Source organism: Propionibacterium australiense (genome assembly GCF_003666605.1).
GTDB lineage: Bacteria > Actinomycetota > Actinomycetes > Propionibacteriales > Propionibacteriaceae > Propionibacterium > Propionibacterium australiense.
The window spans coordinates 1-1946 of sequence record NZ_RCIV01000051.1 but is presented as its reverse complement, the minus strand read 5'-3'; the positions used below and the strand labels follow the sequence as shown (position 1 = coordinate 1946).

The 1946-nt window shown below is 54.1% G+C and carries 4 protein-coding genes; 3 read left to right on the top strand and 1 reads right to left on the bottom strand.

The genetic code is table 11. From position 1 onward, the window contains the following. From D9T14_RS13175 to D9T14_RS13795, 3 genes are all read left to right on the top strand, one after another. Positions 1-464 (top strand): DUF4274 domain-containing protein (locus D9T14_RS13175; protein WP_220667497.1); only part of this gene is annotated, 464 nt, incomplete at its 5' end. 128 nt (positions 465-592) lie between these two features. Continuing rightward, positions 593-1414 (top strand): IS630 family transposase, encoded by an 822-nt coding sequence (locus tag D9T14_RS13170; protein ID WP_119162944.1) that lies wholly within the window; start codon positions 593-595, stop codon positions 1412-1414. After that, entirely contained in the window at positions 1375-1659 is a 285-nt protein-coding gene (locus D9T14_RS13795; RefSeq protein ID WP_170175771.1) for a transposase, read from the top strand. The genes D9T14_RS13170 and D9T14_RS13795 overlap by 40 nt, the downstream gene beginning before the upstream one ends. A 51-nt stretch (positions 1660-1710) precedes the next feature. On the opposite strand, the gene D9T14_RS13160 is transcribed toward D9T14_RS13795, so the two are convergent. Beyond that, positions 1711-1946: transposase family protein (locus tag D9T14_RS13160; protein ID WP_147434137.1), on the bottom strand; the 236-nt coding region annotated here is incomplete at its 5' end.

Here is a 1946-nt window from a genome sequence, read left to right as displayed (position 1 = left end):
GTCTGTTCCTTGGTTGTTTTTGGTCACGCATTAATTATCTCGGGACAGACCGCCTTTTCACACTCAATGACACGCCTCATCCGAGATTGCTAAACCCCACCCGGACAAACCCCATGAATAAGCCTCATTATAATTGGGACAACGGCTTTGATATTCCAAGAGCTGTCTTGCGGAATTCCCAATGTACAAAAGGGGTTGCTCTTTTAACTTTTTACAGAGCGGATGGTTACCGGTTTCTATCCGAAGGCGAAGCTGCGTTTAAGCAATATACATCACCGATATGGCAGGAATTTATCACCTCTTTGTATCAATCCATTTGCGATCAGGATTTTTCTGATGGCACTGTCGGGTACACTCCTGAACTGAGTAAAATTCAGCAGTTTAACCTTAAAAAGAACAATCCAGATTTGCCCGCTGTTTTTCTGTCCGGAGTAGAAGGCGAGGAACCATCGGTGTCGATTTGAAGGAGAGTTCGAGCAAAAATGAAGTCGAGGGGTTATTCAAAACTGTTTTTGTAGAGTTCTATGGCCGTCATGAAACAAAACCGTATTCTTGATGGATTTCTGGTCTTGTTTTCGGATATGATTGGGGCATGCAGGTCGAGGTCACCCCGGAAGAAACCGCTGTCCTGATCAGGTGGAAGAAACGTACAGACAATTACGTGCTGGTGCGGATGAAATCCGAAGCCATCTTGTATGCCTCTCGTGGTGTCGATGTGGGGATTATCGCTGAAATGGTCGAGCGCAGCGAGAAAACCGTTCGGGAGTGGCTTGCCGGCTGGCAGGCCAGCAGGATGTGTTCGGTGTTGACCGGGCACGCTGGGAACCAGAACGCCGCGAAACTCACCCGCACCCAGAAACAGGACCTCAAGGCAGTCCTGGCCCAGCCGCCGTCCCGGTCCGGTATCGACGCCGAGTTCTGGGACGTGCCGGCCCTACGAGACGTAGTGAAGATTCTATTCGACGTGGAGTACGAGTCGGACTCTTCGTATCAGCTTCTTCTGCGGTTCTGCGGGCTGAGTTTCAAACTGCCCGACCCGTTCGACAAGCACCGCGACGAACAGGCCATCACCCGGCGCATGACCGAGGTCAAGGCCCAAGTCAACCAGCTGTTGGAGGCCGGCTGTGAGGTCTACGCCGTAGACGAGGTGCGCCTGGAACACGAAGCAGAGACCCGCCGCATGTGGCTGCCCAAAGGACAACGCACCAAGTTCTACGTGGACCGGCAGAAAGTTTCCCAGTCCTTCTTCGGCGCACTGTCGCTGACCAGCAAGAAGATGCGGCTGTATCCGATCGAGGGGAACCAGAACACCGAACAGATCATCGGTGCTCTGGAACGACTCCAGCGCGAAACCAAACCCAGAAGATCGCTGTTGTGCTTGACAACGCGCGGTTCCACCACGCCAAAGCCCTGACCAGTCTCTACCAGCCAGGTCAGCTCCTGGAACGCATCACACCGATCTTCCTGCCGCCGTACGCCCCCGACCACAACCCGGTCGAGCACGTCTGGAACACCGCCAAAACCAATATCGCGAACATCCAGCACGAAACCCCGGACCAAACTTTCGGAGCTTTCGCTTCATACGTCACTGGTCGTACCTTCGACTACGACTTCGAACACCTCCCCAAACCCCAACCAGAAACCGATCTTGTTTCATGACGGCCATAGTGCGATGACTGCTGTGATGGTTCGTGGGAGGGCGTGTAGGGGTCAGCGGTAGCCGGCGTGGAGTATTCGCCAGGTTTTCAGGTGGGCGATTGCTCGTTCGACTGGGACTCGTAACGAATTGACGATTTTGTTGTATTGTTTCTGCCAGTCCGTGAGCCCGCCCCCTGGTGGTTTGCGTATCGGGGTCATCATGCCCAACCCGGTATAGCCCTTGTCGCCCAGTGGCGGGGTGTCCGGGAAAATGTCAAGGAAACCCGTGGACTGGATGGCTTTCGCGT

What these genes read in the sequence shown, in the direction of transcription:
- D9T14_RS13170 (WP_119162944.1), top strand. Translation starts at nt 593, where the DNA reads ATGCAGGTCGAGGTCACCCCGGAAGAAACCGCTGTCCTGATCAGGTGG.